Origin of the sequence: Colwellia sp. BRX10-3 (assembly GCF_014077505.1) — a bacterium.
Lineage (GTDB): Bacteria > Pseudomonadota > Gammaproteobacteria > Enterobacterales > Alteromonadaceae > Cognaticolwellia.
This window is the reverse complement of the sequence record NZ_JACGWA010000012.1, coordinates 30,483-47,450: the sequence shown is the minus strand read 5'-3', so window position 1 is coordinate 47,450 and position 16,968 is coordinate 30,483. Positions and strand designations below refer to the sequence as shown.

At 38.1% G+C, this 16,968-nt stretch carries 15 protein-coding genes; 7 read left to right on the top strand and 8 right to left on the bottom strand.

Translation table 11 applies throughout. The features are described from left to right. The first annotated feature begins 78 nt into the window (after nucleotides 1-78). The gene (locus H4J38_RS14675; RefSeq protein WP_182132829.1) at nucleotides 79-1,728 is read left to right on the top strand and encodes an electron transfer flavoprotein-ubiquinone oxidoreductase; all 1,650 of its coding nucleotides are present in this window, start codon (nucleotides 79-81) and stop codon (nucleotides 1,726-1,728) included. A 210-nt stretch (nucleotides 1,729-1,938) separates the two neighbouring features. Here the strand turns inward: H4J38_RS14675 and H4J38_RS14670 are convergent, their stop codons facing one another. The 4 genes from H4J38_RS14670 to H4J38_RS14655 all read right to left on the bottom strand — a co-directional run bounded on the left by H4J38_RS14670 (nucleotide 1,939) and on the right by H4J38_RS14655 (nucleotide 6,264). Then, a complete protein-coding gene (locus tag H4J38_RS14670) occupies nucleotides 1,939-2,712 on the bottom strand; it encodes a DUF2884 family protein (RefSeq protein ID WP_182132827.1) in 774 nt (257 codons plus the stop codon). 38 nt (nucleotides 2,713-2,750) lie between these two features. After that, nucleotides 2,751-4,436, bottom strand: coding sequence for a DUF342 domain-containing protein (locus H4J38_RS14665; protein ID WP_182132825.1), 1,686 nt, complete (start codon nucleotides 4,434-4,436; stop codon nucleotides 2,751-2,753). 39 nt (nucleotides 4,437-4,475) lie between these two features. Then, nucleotides 4,476-4,802 carry a hypothetical protein gene (locus H4J38_RS14660; RefSeq protein WP_182132823.1) on the bottom strand — a complete coding sequence of 109 codons (327 nt, stop codon included), beginning with the start codon at nucleotides 4,800-4,802 and terminating at the stop codon, nucleotides 4,476-4,478. Between the two features lie 181 nt (nucleotides 4,803-4,983). Then, nucleotides 4,984-6,264, bottom strand: a complete 1,281-nt coding sequence (locus H4J38_RS14655) for a CinA family nicotinamide mononucleotide deamidase-related protein (RefSeq protein ID WP_182132821.1) — start codon at nucleotides 6,262-6,264, stop codon at nucleotides 4,984-4,986. A gap of 203 nt (nucleotides 6,265-6,467) precedes the next feature. Here H4J38_RS14655 and H4J38_RS14650 point away from each other — a divergent pair, with 203 nt between their 5' ends. From H4J38_RS14650 to dapA, 3 genes are all read left to right on the top strand, one after another. Continuing rightward, entirely contained in the window at nucleotides 6,468-7,214 is a 747-nt protein-coding gene (locus tag H4J38_RS14650) for a hypothetical protein (RefSeq protein WP_182132819.1), read from the top strand. 35 nt (nucleotides 7,215-7,249) lie between these two features. After that, entirely contained in the window at nucleotides 7,250-7,645 is a 396-nt protein-coding gene (locus tag H4J38_RS14645; protein WP_182132817.1) for a hypothetical protein, read from the top strand. 77 nt (nucleotides 7,646-7,722) lie between these two features. Beyond that, entirely contained in the window at nucleotides 7,723-8,631 is a 909-nt protein-coding gene (dapA, locus tag H4J38_RS14640) for a 4-hydroxy-tetrahydrodipicolinate synthase (protein ID WP_404842622.1), read from the top strand. Between the two features lie 109 nt (nucleotides 8,632-8,740). Here dapA and H4J38_RS14635 read toward each other — a convergent pair whose 3' ends face one another. Next, nucleotides 8,741-9,637, bottom strand: coding sequence for an RluA family pseudouridine synthase (locus tag H4J38_RS14635; RefSeq protein ID WP_182132813.1), 897 nt, complete (start codon nucleotides 9,635-9,637; stop codon nucleotides 8,741-8,743). Between the two features lie 206 nt (nucleotides 9,638-9,843). Here H4J38_RS14635 and H4J38_RS14630 point away from each other — a divergent pair, with 206 nt between their 5' ends. Both H4J38_RS14630 and H4J38_RS14625 read left to right on the top strand, forming a co-directional pair. After that, on the top strand, nucleotides 9,844-10,194 hold the full coding sequence (locus tag H4J38_RS14630; RefSeq protein ID WP_182132811.1) for a ribonuclease E inhibitor RraB: 351 nt from the start codon (nucleotides 9,844-9,846) through the stop codon (nucleotides 10,192-10,194). 24 nt (nucleotides 10,195-10,218) lie between these two features. Then, nucleotides 10,219-10,431: a hypothetical protein gene (locus tag H4J38_RS14625; RefSeq protein WP_182132809.1), complete on the top strand. Its 213-nt coding sequence runs from the start codon at nucleotides 10,219-10,221 to the stop codon at nucleotides 10,429-10,431. A 64-nt stretch (nucleotides 10,432-10,495) separates the two neighbouring features. On the opposite strand, the gene H4J38_RS14620 is transcribed toward H4J38_RS14625, so the two are convergent. Together H4J38_RS14620 and H4J38_RS14615 are read right to left on the bottom strand one after the other, a co-directional pair. Beyond that, nucleotides 10,496-11,170, bottom strand: a complete 675-nt coding sequence (locus H4J38_RS14620) for a nitroreductase family protein (protein WP_182132890.1) — start codon at nucleotides 11,168-11,170, stop codon at nucleotides 10,496-10,498. Nucleotides 11,171-11,302: 132 nt separating this feature from the next. After that, nucleotides 11,303-11,578 carry a hypothetical protein gene (locus H4J38_RS14615; RefSeq protein ID WP_182132807.1) on the bottom strand — a complete coding sequence of 92 codons (276 nt, stop codon included), beginning with the start codon at nucleotides 11,576-11,578 and terminating at the stop codon, nucleotides 11,303-11,305. Nucleotides 11,579-11,890: 312 nt separating this feature from the next. Here H4J38_RS14615 and H4J38_RS14610 point away from each other — a divergent pair, with 312 nt between their 5' ends. Beyond that, nucleotides 11,891-12,769 carry a universal stress protein gene (locus tag H4J38_RS14610; RefSeq protein WP_182132805.1) on the top strand — a complete coding sequence of 293 codons (879 nt, stop codon included), beginning with the start codon at nucleotides 11,891-11,893 and terminating at the stop codon, nucleotides 12,767-12,769. A 78-nt stretch (nucleotides 12,770-12,847) separates the two neighbouring features. On the opposite strand, the gene purL is transcribed toward H4J38_RS14610, so the two are convergent. After that, nucleotides 12,848-16,795, bottom strand: a complete 3,948-nt coding sequence (purL, locus tag H4J38_RS14605) for a phosphoribosylformylglycinamidine synthase (RefSeq protein WP_182132803.1) — start codon at nucleotides 16,793-16,795, stop codon at nucleotides 12,848-12,850. Between the last annotated feature and the right edge of the window lie 173 nt (nucleotides 16,796-16,968).

Sequence of the window (16,968 nt, the reverse complement as noted above, 5' to 3'; positions counted from 1 at the left end):
TTGATATTATCAAACAGGTGTTTGAAAATCAAACGTGTGTTTGAATATTTCATATAAAATTGAATGATGGGAGAAATTATGGAACGCGAATCAATGGAATTTGATGTTGTAATTGTTGGTGCCGGTCCTGCAGGCCTTTCAACTGCTTGTCAACTTATGAAGTTAGCACAAGAAAAAGAACAAGAACTTATGGTGTGCGTAGTTGAAAAGGGCTCTGAAGTTGGCGCTCATATTCTTTCTGGCGCTGTTTTTGAACCTCGAGCATTAAATGAGCTGTTTCCAGATTGGAAAGAAAAGGGTGCTCCTTTAAATACCGCTGTTACTGGCGATGATATTTATTTATTTAATGGCGAAAGTAGTGCGATTAAATTACCTGGTTTTAGTGTGCCTAAAACCATGCACAATGACGGTAACTACATTGTTAGTATGGGCAATGTTTGTCGTTGGTTAGCAGAACAAGCAGAGCAATTAGGGGTGGAAATATTTCCAGGCTTTCCTGCGCAAGAAATTATTTATAATGAAGATGGTAGTGTTGGCGGTGTAATTACTGGTGATATGGGGCTCGACAAAGAAGGCAAACCAAAAGATTCATTTATGCCTGGTATGGAGCTAAAAGCGAAATATACCGTGTTTGCTGAAGGTTGTCGTGGTCATTTAGGCAAAGAACTTATCGCTAAGTTTTCCCTAGATGCTGATAAGTCACCACAACATTACGGTTTAGGCTTTAAAGAAATTTGGGATATTGCCCCTGAAAAGCATCAAGAAGGTTTAGTGGTGCATTCTGCAGGTTGGCCGCTTGAAAAAGACACCAACGGTGGCGGTTATTTATATCATGCAGAAAATAACCAAGTATTCGTTGGTTTAATTGTAGATCTTAGTTATAGCAATCCGCATTTAAGTCCGTTTGATGAGTTTCAACGTTACAAGCATCATCCTAAAATTGCCCAATACCTTGAAGGTGGTAAACGTGTGTCTTATGGCGCAAGAGCCATGGCAAAAGGTGGCTTTAATTCATTGCCTAAAATGACTATGCCAGGTGGTGTAATAGTAGGCTGTGACGCTGGTACCATTAATTTTGCCAAAATTAAAGGTAATCATACGGCGATGAAGTCGGGTATGTTAGCGGCTGAATCCATTTTTGAAAGCTTATTGTCGGGTGATGAAGGGGGTAAAGATCTCACCAGTTTTACTGAGAAATATCAAAACTCTTGGTTATATGAAGAGCTCTATAATACGCGTAACTTTGGCCCAGCTATGCACAAGTTTGGCACCTTTTGGGGCGGCGCTTATAATACGCTAGACCAAAACTTTTTTGGTGGTAAGTTACCATTCAACTTTAAAGATGACAGCTTAGATCATGAGCAATTAAAGCTAGCAGCAGATGCGCCGGTGATTAATTATCCAAAACCTGATAATAAATTGAGTTTTGATAAATTGACCTCAGTATTCTTATCGAACACCAATCATGAAGAAGAGCAGCCATGCCACTTAAAACTGGCTGATAGTAGCATTCCTATTGATGTTAACTTAGTGAAATATGGTGAGCCAGCCCGACTTTATTGTCCCGCTGGCGTATATGAAGTTGAAAGTACAGCAGAAGGTGATAAATTCGTTATTAACTCACAAAACTGCGTGCACTGTAAAACTTGTGACATAAAAGATCCAAGTCAAAATATTACTTGGGTAACACCTGAAGGTACTGGTGGCCCTAATTATCCTAATATGTAGGTATAAAATGGATTAATGAGTTTCGCGCGCTTAGCTATTTATATTTTCGCGGCTAAACTTATGCTAAATAAAAACCTGCAATTGCAGGTTTTTTTATCTTCTGAAGTTGGTGTTTTAATAAAAATATATTCGGGTAGGTAATATAGCGTTAAGTTTTCTTCAATTTAATTTATAGCTGAGAAAAGTCAGGTATTAACATGAAGGCAATTGCTAATTGGTTACTATTAAATTGAATTCAGCTAAGGCTGGGATTTCAAGTTGAAGTTTGTTTTCTATCTGATCAAGTTTTACCAAGTTTGCACAAATTATTTCTGCTTTATTTTCTAAAGCATTGGCTTGGTTGCTAATATCGATCTTTATATCATTTCCCATTGTTTCAATGCGTTGATCAAACGTTTCAACACGTTGCTCAGTACTTTGCTCTTCCCTGTGGGTCATAGCTTCACCGACAGCGACTAAAATGGTGCCAACAGAATCTGTGACAATAGTTTCGATTTCTTTTTCAAACTCACCAGCGAAAATTTCATCAAAATCATCGAAATCTTGTGGCGCAATATAGTAGCTATCATCACTATGGTTAAAACGAGTACGTAGTCGCCATTTCATTTCATCAAATTTTTCTTGGAACTGTTGATGTGATGCGCTGTTTTCGCCAGTTAAGCTACTAATAACTTTATTTACCGCTTTAAGTCCAAGCTCAACACCCTCTATGGCAATAGAAACGATAGCGGGCACTTGCGATCTAATACCATTGCTGTATTCGCTCAATTGTTTTTTTTGTTCATTATTGAGGGAGATTTCACGACCACTAACAAAAAGCTGATGCTGCCCATTTATTTGTACGTAAGTTTGACCCTGACTAATAATACGCAGGTGAGCGGGATCAATGATCACGCCATAATTAAAATTAATATCACATTGTTGAGCATTTGCTGCGCTAATAAATAAACAGCTAACAAATAAGCTGCGGGCGATGAATGCCATAGCAAAACTCCATATTATATTGAATAGTAGCCTAGACTTTATACTGAAACTAATGGGGCTATATGAATTTTTCGTTCTTTGTAGGTGAAACGGGTTGGACCATATTCCCGGCGTGTTTTATCGTGATATTCACCAACGGTTACCTGCACTCCATGATACACCCTTTCGTTTGCATCAACATACACGCTAGTCATATATTCTTGCAATATCTCTTCAAGCGATTCTTTTTCAAAAAGAAATGTACCCATTTGTTTTATATGGTACTGATAAGTAGAAATTACTTTCGCTAATATTTCTGGTTTGGCTTTATCTTTAGGTAGTTTATTTAATTTATTCGCCGCCACTTTTAACTCTGAAGATTTGTCAGACTCACTTTGAATCGACTCATCAATATCTGCAATTCTACCTAAGTATTCATTAACTTTATCTGCAAAAGTGATGATGGTGAAACTACCCGCTGTTGCGCCTATTGTACCTGCACATACTGACTCGCCAGCACTAATATGGCCGGCAATAAGTTTACCATTGGCTTTGTCTTTGCTGCCAACCCACAACGTTTTATCAACTTTTACGATGTTATGCATTATTTGTTTTTCAATACGTAATGAGTCACAAGTGATGTCAGCGTATTGGCTATATTTAGCAAAAATATTGCCTCCGGCTTTAATATTCACGCTCATCCTCATTTTAGAAACATCAAGAGCTTCAACCTCTTGTTTTTTACCAATAATACCTGTACCAATCGTTATGTCTCCGCCAGCATCTAGCGTTGCTGACTCAACAAAACCACCGATTGAAATATCGCCTGTAGCCGTTACCTTCATACTTTCACCAACGTCACCATCTATAATGACACTGCCTTCAAAGTTAACGTGGCCAGTACCGACATTAACATTTTTAAGATGGTAAACACTGTCAACTTGCATACCGTTTTCGATAATACGAGGAAGGCCAACTAAGGTGGAAATTAAAATACTATTATTTTTTGGACTTAAAACTGTGCCTTCACCTACACTCATTTGTATATCAGCGCCTGGCGCAGGTTCTAATATATCGCCAGTGACGGTATAACCTGAAATGCCGTTAGTAAGGGGGATTTTTTTCGCGAGAGGGTCACCTATCTTTACACAGATAATATCGCCAAGATCACGCATGTCTACACTGCCATCTTCACGTTTTTTGGGTTTCAATATTCTATCTTGTGCACTTTCTACCAAGAGTTTAATGTAAGCGTCTTTGCCGTCTATTGGCAGTTTACCACGGGCTATTTCACCCTTAACTGTTGAACCTGCCGGCTCTTTAGCCGAACGCCCGGCAAGTTTCACTAATTGTTCTTTACTAAAGCCTTTGCGCACATTAGCGGCTTGAGCCGCGTCAAGTATTGCTTTTGCGCTCATGTGTTGGCCACCCAACGCCGTGGTAATTTCAGCCGACGCTGACATGTTGTCGTTATCAATTTCAATTGCAATTGTAGCATCGCGTCGTTCAAGTACTTGGTATTTTATCTCACGGCCAACGTGGTCTTCTTTTAAAGGTTTTAAAACACTCTCTAATTCAGCAATGGCATTTTTAATATTGCCGTTAACAACATACAATTTACTGTATTCAGAGTTTTCAATTAGCTCATGAATATCAGCTTCAGTTAGTGTCGTCTTAGTTTTAACAGGAGACAACACTAAGTCGATGTTATTTTTATCGTTACTTACTAAGCTTGCCTTGGTCACACGCGTATAACTCCATTATTTTATAAAATTCATCGTTCCCTAAATATAATTTTCTTGATGAACTTTAATAAAATTATCTGTGCCTACTTTTGAATAATCTAATTTGTATTCTTTATTATCTAATGCTTGGACAAAAACTAACGTTTTTTCATCGCCAAACACTTCAGATGTACTCACATCGACAAGTTCTTGATAGGCTTTTTTCGCCTCAGAACGTCGTTGTGGCATAACACCTGTATATATGTTTATGCCGGTGTGGCTCACTATAGCCACTGGATGTTCACCATTAACCACAAGTAAATCAATTTTTTTGTTTTTATGAATGATGGTATTACGGCCACTGGTAATAAAGTTTTTATCGTTCAAAGTATTCCCCTTTATGATAATAAGTGGTTTGCCACTTTACCCTTTTGTAAAAGCAAATGTTGAAATTTATTGCTTTTATATCAATATGAACTATCAATAGCTTTTAATGAGTACAAATATATAAAGATTTGAATTACTAAGCAATATAAAAGCAACTAGATGTCTGAATTTATTCTTGAAATTAATTTACTCGGTCGTAGTGTGGATTCGCTTCACTAGCTATTAACATTCTTCGAACTAAATCGAGACTGCGAGCAGCAACGATTTGCTGAAAATACTGTCTAGCTACTGGGATACAATAATACTTTGTATGTAACACTTGTTTATTCCCCCAAGCTATCCAAACTGAACCTACAGGTTTATCTTTCGTGCCGCCATCGGGCCCTGCTATACCGGAAACCGCGATAACATAATCAGCACTAGATTTTGCTAAAGCGCCTTTTGCCATAGCTAACACCGTTTCTTCGCTAACAGCGCCGTGGCTAACTAATGTAGACTCAGGTACATCAATGAGTTTACTTTTCATATGATTAGAATAGGTGACGAAACCTGCTTCAAAAGCTGCAGAAGCACCCGCTATAGCGGTTATTTGGCTAGCAATTAATCCGCCAGTGCAAGATTCTGCAACAGTAATTTTTTGTTGTGACTTTATCAGTAATGGCACCAAGTAATCTGCGATTGTTACATGGTTACTTTTACCTGTTGCTAGAATATGGTCGCCTAATAACTGACTCAGTTTTTTTTGCCATTGTGGTAATAATTTATTTCCTTTTGGGCATTGCACGCTCAACTTTATTTCAAGTACTGGCATTGCTGCGCGAAAGCCAATCACTATTTCATCAGGCCAATCGGGTAGGTTGTCGTTCACTAGTGCCTGTAACGTCGATTCGCCAAGGCCAAAAGTTTGAAAACGAATGAGACTTTGCTTGTTTCTCATTGGAAAAACTTGCTGCAAGTTAGGAATTATTTCATCTTTTAGCATGTGGGATAATTCACTTGGCACACCAGGGGTACAAATAATAAGGCACTGGCCTAGTTTAATGCTAATACCGACAGCACTGCCGGTTGCATTGGCAACAACCTTGCTGCCTAAAGGTAGGTAGGCTTGTTTTAAATTAGGTTGATTGAGTGTTGTGTTTCGACGCTCAGCCCATTTCTTTAAGTGTAAATGGGCCTGGGGATTTAGGTGTAGGTCAACCCCGCAAGCTTGAGCTAGTGCTTGTGATGTAAGATCGTCAATAGTTGGGCCTAAGCCACCATTAATAAGTAGTAAATCTGCTGTTTGACTGAGTTGAATTATTTCTGCACGTAATAGTGCTAAATCATCGGAAATAGTAACTTTTTTTCTGATGTTTAGGCCAATGTCACTGAGCTGCTGTGCAAACATTACTGAATTTGTATCAATAACATCGCCATTCATCAATTCGTTACCCGTCAACAATAGGTTCACCTGAGTAGTCATACGGTTCCATAATTCAATTTTACTTAAGTTTATGTTAACGAAAAAGCTTAACGATTGCGCTGTAAATTTAAGTCGCATAGCTTTGGCTGTTTTTTACACAATTTATAATTTGGACTATTATGATTATATTAGATTCAATGTAGGTTAAAAAATTGGGCTATCAATCGAAACAAATAAAAAATTTAAGGTCATTCAGTGCTTTAATGTTTCACATTGTTGTTATTCTATCGTTCAGCAATAGTAACTTGCAGGCTAAAGAATATATTATTGGCGTAGAAGACGTTAACTACTATCCCTTTTATGACTTTTCTGCAGATGAGCTTGACCGAAAAAGCTTTACTAATGAGTTGCTCAGCACTTTTTTTCGTCGTCAAGGTTATAAATTTAAGTTTGTCTCACTTCCGTTGAAACGATTTGATAAATGGTATGTTGAAGAAGCGATAGATTTTAAATTTCCTGATAATGAACGCTGGCGAGTCGGTGAAAGTAAAAAACTCAATATCACATACAGTAAACCAGTATTGCGTTTAATTGCCGGTACCTTTGTGTTGAAAAAAAACAAAGATAAACCTCGGAAAGCCATTAAACGTTTAGGCACTATTTTCGGTTTCTTTCCAACACTTTGGTACGATAGGATGTTAGATAACACTATCGAATTAGTTGAAGCGTCATCATCATATAGCCTAGTTAAGCATTTGTTGTATGGAAATGTTGATGGTATAAATATCGATAATAATGTGATTAGTTACAACCTTAAACTATTACAGGAAGACGAAGGTGTTATTGTACTTAATAAGCATATTAATCATGAACGTTATGCTTATTATTTTTCGACTATATTATACCCCCAAGTTATTCAAGAATTTGATGAATTCTTAAGTGAAAATAGTCAACTAGTAGCTGAAATAAAAACTAAATATGGTATTGTGGAAACACTAGAAAACTTTTAGTTATATTAGCAAAAATTAAGAAGATATTTTATAACATGACCAAGAATATGCAGTCGTACCATAGAACACTTTTGTTTGGTAAATGGTATCGAAGCGAACGAGATGACGAAGGTTATATGTTTACCGAGTTTGCAGAAATTTCATCCGATGGCCGCTATGAGTTTACTTTTATTCAACATGATGAACATGGCAACGTTTCAGAGCAATCGGTAGAGTCAGGAGATTGGGGATTAGTTGGCGACATTCATTTTACCATTAGTAAGAGTGAATTTATTAATGATGAACATTATGCGGCTGATTTAGAGCATGATGACAATTATCATGCCTATCGCGTATTAACCTTAAATAGCCAAATTTTTGAATATCAACACATCTTGAGTAATGAAGTGTTTATACTACGCCGAGTTATTGATAATATTGCCCTAAGTTAGCGCTATATAACTTAGGCAAGCATTAGAACATCGCCTCCTTGTTACCAGTTTCCATTAATCATTTTTTGAGAGTTCGGATGAAGCAATTTAAAGCAGCCAGTTTAATGACGGCAATTAAAACACCATTTAATAACAAAGGTGATATCGATTTTAGTACTTATGATCAATTAGTCGCTGAACAAATTAAAGCGGGTGTTGATGGTATTGTTGTTGGTGGTACAACTGGCGAAGGACATTTACTTACCTGGGAAGAGCATTTAATTCTTATCGCTCATAGTGTTCATAAACACGGAAAAGATTTACTTATTATTGGTAATACCGGTAGTAACAATACCCGTGAAGCTATTAAGGCTACACAATATGGCTTTGCCGCGGGTATGGACGCAACACTGCAAATTAATCCTTATTATGGCCGCAGTTCATCTGCTGGCGTAAGTGCCCATTTTAATAAACTACTTGATATTGGCCCTGCCTTTATTTACAACGTTCCAGGGCGTACTGGTCAAGATCTTACACCTGAGTTAATTGAGCCATTATCAAAACATAAAAACTTTATTGGTGTGAAAGAATGTACGGGCAATGATCGTATTGCTTACTATGAAGAGCGTGGAATTGCTTGCTGGTCAGGTAATGACGATGAAAGTGCTGCTGGGCGTCATAAGCATGGCTCTCATGGTGTTATTTCAGTCACGTCTAACATTGTTCCAGGCATGATGCGACAGTTAATGGATGCACCAAATGATAGCTTACAGCAACGTATGAAGCCGCTAATGGAATGGCTTTTCTGTGAGCCTAACCCTATTGCGATTAACACGGCACTAATGATGACAGGTGCAGTATCGCCTATTTTCAGAATGCCTTACAAAGCATTAACTAAAATTCAGCGTGAGCAAGGTTTAGCACTGCTTGCTGAATTAGCGAAGGATGAACTAGTTGGCGATAAACTGATGTTAATGGCTGATGAAGATTTTCAATATTGTTGTTAACAAAGATAATCAGTTATCGATATAACAACAATTTTATGACTTAATATAGAAATAAGCGTTAATAAACAGTGAGCACATGCTCACTGTTTTTGTTTCTAAGCCCATAATATTAGCCAGTTGGCTTGATCTGGCACTCGTTAATTAATTTTGCTAATTGTGGTCGTAACTCTTCAGCTAAGACAAAGTGTTGTTCAACCTGTTTTATTGGACAAATAAACTTTAGCTGTACGGCGCAAAGTTGCAGATTTGCCGGTTCGTTGTCAGCGTTAAGTTTATTTAACTCAAGTGCGTTTCCGTGCAGTCGGTCACCCACTATCGGCAAGCCTATACTGGCAGCGTGAATACGTATTTGATGTTTGCGACCAGACTCAATGTTTACTTGCAGTAAAGATACGTTATTTTCTTGGTTATATTCAAGACTTAGAAAATGGCTACGCGCATCTTTCTCATTAATCAATGATTCAATTGTTTCAGGTTGCGGTCGTTGTTGGTGATCACCATGCACAATAATGTGATAGGTTTTTTCAATTTGATGTTGCTCAAACATTAGACTTAAAGCACGTGAGGCGTTTTTACTGTGTGCGACTAATATTAAACCAGTAGCTGCACGGTCAAGGCGATGCACCGGAAAAACGGCACGTTCAGGCAGTAATTTTTTTTGTGCCCAACGCGTTATGGTACAATGGTCACTCCACTTTGAGCCTTGAGATAACATGCCATAAGGTTTATACCAAACACTGTAATCCATTAAGTCTGCTATTAATGTTGCGGATGTCGGTATTTGGGATAAAACATCGGCGTCATAATAAAAATGCAGTTTATCATCTATATGCAATTTCTTTTTTAGACGACGGCAGCGCTGCGTGGTTTTTCCTCTGCTATGCCATAATGCGCCTTTATCTATTGCTTTTTTTATTTCACCGACTGTTAAGTCACATTGAATTTGCAGCGCTTGGACGATATTTATGGCGCGATCAACATTAATATGGCATTCAAATTTTTTCAAAACGAATCTACTTAATAAACTTATATCAGCTAGTTTAACAAATTTATGACTGTAATTGGCATATCTGATGACAACTTAGTTGTTATCAAATAATAAAGAATAGAGTAAGCGTAATATTCGTTTAATTTACTGTAATTGAGCGTGGTCTTTACCTGAATACAAGGATAAAATGCCAGTTAATAGCAAAACTAATACGAGAATAAAAAATGCAACGTAACGAAGAATTATTTCCACTAGATAATGTCGGTAACGCCTTATGGGAAATGTTAGAGGGTGGCGACGATTTAACACTCGAAAGAGAATTTGAATTTTCGATTATTTTTTCTGATCAAGAGCAGGCGTTAAAGTTTGGTCAATTGTTATTAGAAAACAATCAAAAATTATCATTTTGTCCTTATCAAGGTGATGACGCTTTTCCGTGGGAAATTACCGCTTACCCATTTATGTCAGCAAGCTATGAAAATATTGCGGCTTATCAAGAGTTATTAACCACAAGTGCGACACCATTTTCAGGAAAGTATGATGGTTGGTACTGTGTTGATAGCACTAAAGCATAGTAATGCCAAAAGAGAGGATTACTTATGGATGAACAACAGTTTGACCGCCTGAAAAGTGTTAGTGCTAAGTCATTTAACGATCAAAAAGCTTTGATAAAAAAAGTGCTAGCGGGACGAGACATTGCGTGTAAACAATGTGGAACACCTATTAGAGTGACCTTGCCGGAAGATAAAAAAACTACAGGCTTATACTGTGCTAAAGGTTGTACTAATATTGCTTTAGATTTTGTCTTATAAAAAAGCTAAGTCGCTTTGAACTATGCAAAGTTCATACTATTAGCTTAATTTTCATTAATTATTTTTACAAAAATGTCGCAATATCTTCAAGGCTTTTTTTGGTCGTTGCATGATGCGGCACTGTAGCGTCTTCACTTGGATAACCGGCAATAATTAGCATGTAAGGGCGACTATTTTCATCACGGCCGCATACTTTACTCAAAAAAGACATTGGCTTTGGCGTATGGGTTAAGGTTACTAGGCCGCTGGAGTGCAAGGCATTAATTAAAAAACCTGTGGCGATACCCACCGACTCATGCACATAGTAATTAGTGTTTTTATCTTCAATAGCAATACCGCCTTTTTTCTCACTAAAAACCGCAATTAACCAAGGCGCGTGTTCTAAGTAAGGCTTGTTTGCATCTGTACCTAAAGGTTTTAACGCATCTAACCATTCCTCACTGCCTCGACCTTGATAGAAATTACTTTCGTGAATTTCTGCTTGCTCGCGTATTTGCTTTTTAACCTCGTTACTGTGGATGGCGACAAAGTGCCATGGCTGATGATTAGCACCGCTTGGCGCTGTGCCTGCCGCTTTTATACAGTTTTCTATAATTTCTTTTGCAACAGGGCGGTTACTAAAACTGCGAACACTATGACGGCGTTTAATATTTGCATAAAACTCAGCAGAGCGCTGCAGCATTTCGTCACTTGGGTATTCAATATAATCGCTTAAAGGCGATGAATCATGGGCTTTCATAATACTTGCTGCACTTATCATTATTTTCTTCTAGCTTATCGATAAAACTAGTTATAAGGCAAGGTTATGTCGGAATAATATCTTTGAAAATAAAGTATAAAGAGTAAACTTTAAAAAGGTAAGAATCGTGTTTTAAAAATCGTTATGTTTTTGATTAGATAACTTAATGAAATAGCTATTTAGCCCAGTATCACGACGTGTCACTTCAGCTTTATACACGCCAATGCAAAGAAATATCGTCATGATTACACTAATAATAGGTAAATTTACTGCTTGAATGAAGGCAGAAACGAGCGTTGTAATAACAGCACCAACTACACAATAACTCAACGCTATGCGTAGCCATACATAAGTTGCAATCATCATTTTCTGCAAATCGAGAGGCTTTACAGGTGTCGCTATTTTCAAAGGAAAGTAATCTTATAAGTTAAGTTCATCATTAACCACTAAGTATAATTAACTAAATAGGAATATATAAGTTAATTTATATTCAAAAATAATATATGAAAGAGGTTAAGTTTATAAACTGATGTTGCGATAAATATTCAGGTATTAAAAACAATTTATTTCAATAGCTTATAACGTTTTATTTTTTAATATTCTCAGACTGAGTAAAATCTTAAAAATTCTAAGGATGTCTGATATAAAAATTATCAACGAAGTGATTTAAATGGACTAAAATTATTGAGCAAACTACTTAGGGATAAATAAGGTTTTAACATGAAAAACTTTAAAAATATTTTAGTGATTGCTGAAGATATTGGCCTAAATCAAACGGTATTACATAAAGCGTTGAGGCTTGCTCAAAGTGCAAAGGCAACTTTAACTATTATTGCCAATAAACAAGATATAGAAATAGAGCAGCATCTTGAGCTGATTTATCAACAAAAAGCTGCAAACTTAACGACGTTAAACGGACTTAAGCCAACAAAATTAGAAATAGATATCAATATAAAATATTGTGTAGCGCCGTTTTCTCACAAAGATATATTGGCTGAAATTACGAATAATACTTATGATTTATTGATTAAGGACATACATGCAGCACATTTTCGCTGGGGTTTATCTTGGTCTGATAATCATTATTTATTGCGAGAAGGCAATACTAATATATTGCTCGTTGGTGAAACACAATGGCCAGACAGAGGGAATATCTTAGCGGCGCTAGAAACAGAAGAGTCGACTGAAAAACATCAAAAACTCAACCAGTTTATGATAGATGAAAGTCAGTATTTGGCTAAACTATTAAATAGCGATGTTCATTTGATCAACTGTTATCAAGAACAACCAAGCATTTCATTAGCTGAACGTTTACCTGTTGAAGGTGTTGAAGAACCATTACAACAACACTGGCGTCATATACAAGACTCAGCGTCACGCTATGCTGTAGAGCAAGATCACATTCACGTAGAATCAGGGTTGCCTGAATTTGTTATTCCACACGAAGCAAAAAAATATAATGCTGACATTGTCGCTCTTGGTGCTGGAGAACATCATGGTTTAATTAATCGACTTAAAGGACACTCTTCTGAGTATGTTGTTGATGGGCTATCTTGTGATGCTCTTATTTTAAAAGCCAATATGTGTAATATACCTTAGTATTTTTGTGGTATAAAAAAAACGCCAAAAGGCGCTTTTTTAGTACATTTTACTGACGACAGTAATTTTATCGGTTGCTTAACCAACAAATTTACGTGCGTTACGGAACATACGTACCCAAGGCGAATCTTCTTGCCATTCATCAGGGTGCCATGAGTTAGCAACGGTGCGAAATACACGCTCAGGATGAGGCATCATAATAGTGACTCGACCATCGGTAGTGGTTAATGCTGTAATGCCATCAGGCGAACCATTCGGGTTAGCCGGGTAGGTTTCAGTGATATGACCATAATTATCGACAAAGCGCATAGCAACTGTGCCAGACTCGTTCGCGTTATCAATAGCATCATCAGAGCTAAATTCTGCACGACCTTCACCGTGAGAAACGGCGATTGGCATACGAGAGCCTTCCATACCCGCAAAAAAGATAGAGGGGGTTTCTTGTATTTCAACTAAACTAAAGCGCGCTTCAAATCGTTCTGATTTGTTTTGTACAAAGCGCGGCCATGCTTCAGCGCCTGGGATTATTTCTTTTAGGTTTGACAACATTTGACAGCCGTTACACACACCTAATGAGAAAGTATCTTCACGTTCAAAGAATGTTTTGAACATAGCTTTAGCATCTTTGTTGAACAATATTGATTTTGCCCAACCTTCACCAGCGCCAAGAACATCACCGTATGAGAAACCACCACAAGCAACTAAACCATTAAAGTCGGCTAAATCAGTACGGCCAGATAAAATGTCTGACATATGAACGTCAATCGTAATAAAGCCAGCACGATCAAATGCCGCTGCCATTTCTACATGAGAGTTAACACCTTGTTCGCGCAAAATGGCAATACGAGGGTTGCTTAAACCATGGACACTATTTTGCGCATCTTTAGCTATTAAATCAGCCACTATATCTTCATTGATATCAAAGCTTAAATCAGCATTTAGGCCCGGATCTTCAGTATCAAATTTAACATCATGCTCTTGCTGTGCACATTCTGGATTGTCACGTAACGATTGCATTCTATGGGTAGTTTGTGCCCATGTAGTACGGTAATAAGTACGAGAGTTTTCTAACACAAGGTTACCATCTCGGCTGAAACGAATAGTATCTTCGTTATTAATACGGCCGATATCAGTACAACAATCTTCAATACCAAAATCAGCAAAAACCGTATTGATAGCCTCAGCGTCGCTTTCGCGAATTTGAATGACTGCACCAAGCTCTTCATTAAACAATACATCAACGTCATTGCCAGATGTTGATGTTAGCTTTGTTAAGTCAATATTAACGCCGGTATGGCCAGCAAATGCCATTTCAACAACAGTAGTAAATAAACCACCGTCAGAAATATCATGATAGGCGATAAGCTTTTCATCACGCACTAGCTTTTGCATCGCGTTAAAAAAGCCTTTTAAGGTTTCAGGACAATCAACATCAGGTGTTTCGTTACCTAGCTGTTTATAAACTTGTGCTAAACATGAACCGCCTAAACGCTGTTTACCTTTAGATAAATCAATGGCGATTAATTTTGTTTCACCTAAATCGATGCGAAGCTCAGGCGTTACAGTTTTGCGAATGTCTTCAACAACACCAAAAGCGGTAATAATTAATGACATTGGCGAAGTTACTGACTTCTCGCTACCATTTTCTTGCCACTTGGTTTTCATTGACATTGAGTCTTTGCCAACAGGTATAGTTAAGCCAAGTGCAGGACAAAGTTCTTCACCAATAGCTTTAACCGCTTCGTATAAACCCGCATCTTCTCCCGGGTGACCCGCAGGCGACATCCAGTTAGCTGAAAGCTTAATACGATTTAAATCACCGATATCAGTGCCTGCGATGTTAGTTAATGACTCAGCTACGGCTAAACGTGCTGAAGCGCCAAAGTTTAATAACGCAACCGGTGTTCGTTCACCCAACGACATGGCTTCACCGTGGTAAGAGTCTAATGCTGAAGCAGTAACACCACAGTCAGCTACTGGCACTTGCCAAGGGCCAACCATTTGGTCACGATTAACCATACCCGTTACCGAGCGATCACCAATGGTAATTAAGAAAGTTTTCTCTGCAACGGTTGGTAATGACAAAATACGCTCAGCGGCATCAGCTAAAGTGATGTCAGCAACACTAAAGTTATCACCAGTCGCTACTTTTGACTGAACGTCTTTGAATATTTTAGGGGTTTTACCTAATAACACTTCAAGCGGTAAATCAATTGGCGTATCGAGTTTATCGTTACCCGAAAAGTGCTCATCAGTAACGGTTAAATGTAGTTCTTCAGTAGCGCGACCAACAACAGAAAATGGCGCACGCTCACGCAGACATATTTGTTCAAATTTGGCTAAGTTTTTATCTGATACGGCAATAACATAGCGTTCTTGTGATTCATTACACCAAATTTCATGAGGTGCCATGCTACGTTCATCATTAGGCACATTACGAAGTTCAAAAACACCACCACGGCCGCCATCAGAAACTAGCTCAGGAAAAGCATTAGATAAACCACCTGCGCCAACATCATGAATAAAAGCAATAGGGTTTTCTTCACCTAGCTGCCAACATTTATCGATAACTTCTTGGCAACGACGTTCCATTTCAGGATTTTCACGTTGAACCGAAGCGAAATCTAAACTCTCAGCCGATTGACCTGATGCCATTGACGAAGCAGCACCGCCACCTAAACCTATATTCATGGCTGGGCCGCCAAGCGCAATTAAGTTTGCGCCAACAACAATTTCACGTTTTTGTACGTGTTCATCACGAATGTTGCCTAAACCACCTGCCAACATAATTGGCTTGTGGTAACCGCGCACTTCACTGCCGTTAAACGAGTTAACTTGCTCTTCGTAAGTACGGAAATAACCTAAAATAGCCGGGCGACCGAATTCGTTATTAAATGCCGCACCGCCCAAAGGACCTTCGGTCATAATATCTAAGGCCGAAACGATACGGTTTGGTTTGCCAAAGTCAGTTTCCCACGGTTGCTCAAAACCAGGGATACGTAAGTTTGAAACTGAAAATCCGACTAAGCCCGCTTTAGGTTTTGAACCAATACCCGTAGCGCCTTCATCACGAATCTCACCACCTGAGCCTGTTGCTGCACCAGGATAAGGAGAAATGGCCGTTGGGTGGTTATGGGTTTCAACCTTCATTAAAATTTGAATATCTTCATGGTGGTACCCATAAATATTCGTTTCAGGATTTGGGAAGAAACGTCCGCCTTTGTTGCCTACCATAACCGCAGCGTTATCTTTATAAGCACTTAAGACATAGTCAGGATTGATTTCATGAGTATTGCGGATCATTTTAAATAATGATTTAGGCTGCTTTACGCCATCGATAGTCCAATCAGCGTTAAATATTTTATGACGACAATGCTCTGAGTTTGCTTGGGCAAACATGTAAAGTTCAATGTCGTGCGGATTACGGCCAAGTTTACTGAAGTTTTCAAATAAATAATTAACTTCGTCATCGGCTAAGGCAAGGCCTAATTCAATATTGGCTTGAACTAAAGCATTTTTTCCGCCGTGTTCAATGTCAATGCTGGTAAGTTCACCTGGCTCTGCACTGGCAAATAATGCGGTGGCTTCATTGATGTCAGTGAAAATTGATTCCATCATGCGATCATGAATCAAATTATTTAATGTCGATTGTTGCGCTGGCGTTAATGGCGCTGCGTTTTCGGTGCTGATGTAATAAGCCAAACCACGTTCTAGGCGTGTAACTTTAGTTAAACCACAGTTATTGGCAATGTCGGTAGATTTTGATGACCAAGGAGAAATAGTGCCAGGTCGAGGTGTTACTAAAACAAATTGTCCAACAGGATCATGCTCTTCAATTGTTGGTCCATACTTAAGAAGTTGTTGCAAAATCAGAGATTCTTCAACGTTAAGTGCTTCTGTAATATGAGCGAAGTGGGTAAATTCAGCATAGATATCCGTGACGGGCAGTTGCAGCTCAGAACACTGATTTAGTAACTTGTTTACTCTAAAATCAGATAGTGCTGGTGCACCTCTATAGGTTTTCATCAACATCGACATAGTCTATTTCACCGGGTTATATTAATTAAGAAAATTAAGGATAAAAAACGCGCGTATTATAGATGAAATAGGGTGATTAGAGAAACGATTTGTCTCATTTCAAACTAATTTTATATGAGCAAAATTTGTAAAGGAGTAAAAAAATAGCTTTTTAAATAACT